The 5,182-nt window shown below is 64.1% G+C and carries 5 protein-coding genes; 1 reads left to right on the forward strand and 4 read right to left on the reverse strand.

Features of this window, described 5'->3' with window-relative positions; translation table 11 throughout:
• The coding region (locus tag AC1DWI_RS13275; protein ID WP_477724992.1) for a PQQ-dependent sugar dehydrogenase at positions 1-1,153 on the forward strand (1,153 nt) is incomplete at its 5' end.
• 97 nt (positions 1,154-1,250) lie between these two features.
• On the opposite strand, the gene AC1DWI_RS13280 is transcribed toward AC1DWI_RS13275, so the two are convergent.
• From AC1DWI_RS13280 to AC1DWI_RS13295, 4 genes are all read right to left on the reverse strand, one after another.
• Positions 1,251-2,381, reverse strand: a complete 1,131-nt coding sequence (locus AC1DWI_RS13280) for a hypothetical protein (RefSeq protein WP_477668933.1) — start codon at positions 2,379-2,381, stop codon at positions 1,251-1,253.
• A 93-nt stretch (positions 2,382-2,474) separates the two neighbouring features.
• A complete protein-coding gene (locus tag AC1DWI_RS13285; protein WP_477668696.1) occupies positions 2,475-3,143 on the reverse strand; it encodes a histidine phosphatase family protein in 669 nt (222 codons plus the stop codon).
• Positions 3,144-3,301: 158 nt separating this feature from the next.
• Positions 3,302-4,324: a threonine dehydratase gene (locus AC1DWI_RS13290; RefSeq protein ID WP_477724993.1), complete on the reverse strand. Its 1,023-nt coding sequence runs from the start codon at positions 4,322-4,324 to the stop codon at positions 3,302-3,304.
• A 55-nt stretch (positions 4,325-4,379) separates the two neighbouring features.
• A complete protein-coding gene (locus tag AC1DWI_RS13295) occupies positions 4,380-5,018 on the reverse strand; it encodes a LysE family translocator (protein ID WP_477668694.1) in 639 nt (212 codons plus the stop codon).
• Positions 5,019-5,182 lie beyond the last annotated feature (164 nt).

The following is a 5,182-nucleotide window of genomic DNA, read 5'->3' on the forward strand; positions in this document are numbered from 1 at the left end:
GCCCGAGGGGGCTATACCCACGCCCATGGCGGGCCTGGGCGTGACGGCCCTGGCCAGCGGCCTGGACCATCCGCGCTGGGTCTACGTGCTGCCCAACGGTGACGTGCTGGTGGCTGAAAGCAATGCGCCGCCCAAGCCCGAAGACGGCAAGGGTATCCGCGGCTGGTTCATGAAAAAGGTGATGGGCCGGGCCGGCGCTGGCGCGCCCACGGCCAACCGCATCACCCTGCTGCGCGACGCCGACGGCGACGGAAAGGCCGAAAGCCGCAGCGTGTTTCTGGAAAACCTCAACTCGCCTTTCGGCATGGTGCTGGTGGGCAACGATTTCTACGTGGCCAACACGGATGCCGTTATGCGCTTTCCTTACCAGCCGGGCCAGACCCGCATCACGGCGGCGCCCGTCAAGGTGGTCGACCTGCCGGCCGGCCCCATCAACCACCACTGGACCAAAAATATCATTGCCAGTCCGGACGGCAGCAAGCTGTATGTCACTGTCGGCTCCAACAGCAATGTGGGAGAACGCGGCATGGAAGCCGAAACCGGCCGCGCCGCCATCTGGGAGGTCGATGCCAAAACCGGCAGCCACCGCGTGTTTGCCTCGGGCCTGCGCAACCCCAACGGCATGGGTTGGGCACCCGGCAGCGGCGCACTCTGGACGGTGGTGAACGAGCGCGACGAGATCGGCAGCGACCTCGTGCCCGACTACCTGACTTCCGTGCGCGACGGCGTGTTTTACGGCTGGCCATACAGCTATTACGGCCAGAACGTGGACGACCGCGTCAAGCCGCCGCGTCCGGACCTGGTGGCGCAAGCGGTTTCACCCGACTACGCGCTGGGCTCCCATGTCGCGCCATTGGGCATGGTGTTTTCAGAAGGCAATGCGCTGCCGCCATCACTGGCCATGGGAGTTTTTATCGGTGAACACGGTTCCTGGAACCGCGTGCCGCACAGCGGGTACAAGGTGGTGTTCGTGCCTTTTCGCCAGGGCTTGCCGGCTGGTTTGCCGGTGGATGTGCTCACGGGTTTCCTGAGCCCCGAAGGCCATGCCTACGGCCGGCCGGTGGGCGTGGCGATGGACAAGCGCGGCGCGCTGCTGGTGGCTGACGATGTGGGCAACGTGGTCTGGCGGGTCAGCGCTAGCCAGCTGAAATAGGAGGTTCGGGTTTCTTGAAGAAAAAATGCCTGAAACCCTTATGTGATGAGCGCAAGCAGCTATTGATTTAATAGCAATCATGCTGCCTGAAATCGCATCAGGCGGTCGGCAACACCATGTCGGCGGTGCCCGGGCAGACCCAGCGGGGGTGTTCCCGCGAGGTGTCTATGCACCCGCCTGATGCATACACGCCCTTGGGTTCACGCATGCGCAGCATCAGTTCCAGGATTCGCGCCGTCTCGGCCGGGTCGGTGCTGGAGGACTTGACGCCGGCTTCCACGATGCTTTCATTGATACGCAACTCGCCGGCTTCGTCGGTGTAGGTGGCATACCGCCAGTGAAACAGCTCCAGGCATTTGGCCGTCAGGGTGTAGGGCTGCTCGCGCTTCCAGAAGTTGGTGAACTGCCCGTTGCCGATATAGAACACCCAGGAGCCTTCATAACCCGAAACGTCCGAGGAGTGTTCATCGGGGTTTCGGAACCAGAGGCGGTCGCCGGGCACGTAATACTTGGGCGGCAGCGGTTGTTCCATCGTGCCGTATTCGCGCAGGAACACGTCATGGAATTTGCCCGACATGATGGCGCGGCGCTCCCAGCGCTGCTGCAGCGCRGCCAGCAACGGCGGGTTGCAGGTTTCGAGTTCCTGCGCGATGGCCAGCAGGATCACGTATTCGGTCGCGCGGTAGCAGGAAAAGGAATACAGCTTGCCCGAGGCCTCGGGTTGGGTGGCTTTTTCCAGGGCGGGAATCAGTGCGTGACCGGGCTTGACGGTAAAGCCAGCGTCTTCCGAGTAGACCCAGCAGTCCTCCGGCCGGTTGACTTCGGTGGTGTGGAATTCCAGTGCAGTCTTGCGTGCGGCCAGCACGATGTTGCGGCGTATGCGCACTGCCGATGCCAGCTCCGCATGGCTGGGAAATTCAAAGGCGACCGGGCTGAGCAGCATGGCCAGAAGAATCTCCCGTTCCAGGTCTTCGCTGTCGTTCAGCGTATCCAGCTGCAGCCGTTCCGCCAGGCCCAGGGTATCCAGGCCGGGCGCCCATTGTGCGGCGAGGCCTTCCGGCAGGCAAAAGCTTCTTGCGGCGGTGGAGCCCGGAAAAATCTCACTGGTTTCCACGGCGTCCTGCAGACCGAGCTTTTCAAGCTGCACCAGGAAACTGTAGGTGGAAGCCGCTAGCGCGCCGGTTGTTTCACCGTGAAGGTGAATTCCGACAGGACGAAGACTGGGCATCAGGGCGGCGGTCATGTTGCCGCAAAGTATCTTTGCTTGTGGTCGATTCGGCAATGGCGGAAAAACCACGAAGCCGGCTGCTCGCGGGCACTGTCAGGCGTAAGTGATCCAGCTTGCGTGTTCGGGCGCGTCCAGGTGCGGCAAGGTGTTGTAGGTCACCAGCATGTGCCGCTTGGGCGTAAAGGCAAACTCGGTAAGTGAGCAGTTGCGTATGCGCAGGTTCAGCTCTATCGTGGTTTCAGGGCTGGTGCCCAGCACATGGCCCACTGCGGTCGAGATGGGCCCGCCGCTGGAAACCAGCAGCACATTGCCGGTGTAACTGGCACGAATGTGGTCCAGGACAGAAGTTACACCCTCAACAAACCCGATGTAGCTTGGCATGCCCTGGGGGCTGACGACGCCGGCCATCCACTGTGCCAGCCCGTCACGCAGCAGCCGGAAGTGGCCGCGGTATTCCTCGGGCGTGGTGGGTTTTTCGAGCTTGTGCGGGTGGATGGCACCGATGACGGCGTGGCTGTCATATTCATTGAGCCCCGGGCGCTGTGTGGCTTGCATGGTGATGCCCATGCCTTCACAGATCCCTGCAAAGGTATTGATCTGGCGCTGCAGCGTGCCGGTGAAAGCGGCGTCAAAGGTGATGCCCTTGTACTTGAAGTACTCGCCCAGACGCACGCTTTGCTGGCGCCCCATGGGGCTGAGCACGTCGTAGTCGTCTTCGCCAAATGAGGCCTGGCCATGGCGCACGAGGTAGAGGGTTCCCATGGGTAAATTGTGGCGCGCTGCCCCCCTGCGTTTAGTCTCGCGCGCGACTGGGTGTTCGAGTGTCGAGGCCTCAGCCAAAAAACGCAGCCCCGCCAGCAGGGGCCGTGGAACCGGCTTTGCCGGGCCGCAGGCGCAGCGCCCCCTCGGGGGGCAGCGCACTACGCGAAGCGAGAAGCGTGGGGGCCGGCAGCTAGCACCTTGGCGACAATAGCCGTGTCCACATTCCCGCCGCACAGCGTCGTGCCCACTACCAGGCCCTTGAGTTGCTCGCGCTCCTGCATGGCCGCGGCAAAGCTGGCCGCGCCCGCGCCTTCGGCCACGTTGTGCGTGTCGGCATAGAGGTCGCGCATGGCCTGGGCCACTTCGTCGTCCGTCACCTTCACGATGCGCTCCAGGTGCGGCAGCAAGACATCCAGCGCGGCCTGGTCCGCGACGCGGCACGCCATGCCGTCGGCCAGGTAGGTGGTCACCGGTGCTTCAATCACGCGCCCCGCGGCCAGCGAGTCGGCGTAGGTGGTGGCGTGCGCGCTGACCACGCCCACGATGCRCAGCTTGCGGCCCAGCGCCAGCTTGGCGGCAACGGCCGAACACGCGCCCGAGCCCTGGCCTATCGGCACATACACCACGTCGAGTTGCGGCACTGCCAGCATGAATTCCCACCAGTAGGTGCTGACGCCGCGCAGTAAATCCGCATGAAAGCTCGGCACCATGTGGGCGCCGCGTTCGGCAGCCAGCCTCTTCGCAAACTCGCGGCTTTCCTGGAAGTCGTTGCCATGCTCGATCAGTGTGACGCCCAGCGCGCGCATGGCGGCGTTTTTCTCCACTGAGTTGCCGTGCGGAACCACGACGGTGCAGGGCACGCCGTGCGCGCGGGCGGCCCAGCCTATGCTTTGGCCGTGGTTGCCGCGCGTGGCACTGACGGCTTCTCGCGGCAGCTCGCCGCGTTGCTTGAGCGCTTCAAAGTAGGTGAGTCCGCCGCGCAGCTTGAATGCGCCCACCGGCGTGTGGTTCTCGTGCTTGATCCAGCAGTCGGTGCCCAGCCGCTGGCTGGACAGGCCCCAGCGGTATTGCGGCGTGGCCTGGAATTCGCGGTAGACGACACGCGCCGCGTCTTCAATCTCCTGCAGCGAAGGCAGCATGCTGTTCCCCAGCTGCGGCTTGTGGTCGAGTACGGCGCTCATTGGGTGGTCTCCGCTCTGCGAGCTGCGGCATTCGCCTTGGGAGCGGTCCGGCGGCTCATGCGGCCGCCCGCTTTTCAGTCAGCAGGCGCAGCGCCAAAAGGCCCAGCACCGTGCCCATCACGTAGCGCTGCACGCGCATCCAGCTGATATTGCGGTTGAGGAAACCGGCAATCGCCGCGGCGAAACAGATCAGCACCGTGTTCACACCCGTGCTGACGCTGATCTGCACGGCGCCCAGCGTCAGGCTTTGCAGCAGCAGGTCGCCGCGCTCGGGGTACAAAAACTGYGGAAAGAAGGAGAGATAAAACATGGCGACCTTGGGGTTGAGCAGGTTGGTCATAAAACCCATGAGGAAGAGCGTGCGCGGCGGGTCATGCGGCAGCTCGCGCGTTTCAAAAGGCGCCAGGCCCCCGGGCTTGACGGCTTGCCAGGCCATCCAGAGCAGGTAAGCGGCGCCTGCCACCTTGATGGCATCAAAGGCTAGCGGCACGGCCAGCAGCAGGGCCGTCAGACCGAAAGATGCCGCCAGCAGGTGCGCCACAAACCCCAGCGCCACGCCGCTGAGCGACACCAGCCCGGCGCGGGGGCCCTGGCACAGCGTGCGCGAGATGCAGTAAATCATGTTGGGCCCGGGCGTGAGCACCAGCACCAGGGCGGCGAGGGCAAACCAGGCGAGTTCTGTGCTCGTAAACATTCTCAGGCTCCTTTGGATTCCAGCGTGACGAGGCCGCGCGGCGTCTGCAGCGTGGCGATGAGATTGGGCGGGCCTTGCGCGAGGCCTACGCCAGCCAGCCCTATGGCTTCATAGCCGCCGCGCAGCGCGTCGGGACGCGGGTGGCTGGCGTGCAGCGATTGCAG

This window comes from Polaromonas sp. P3_C2 (assembly GCF_056402675.1).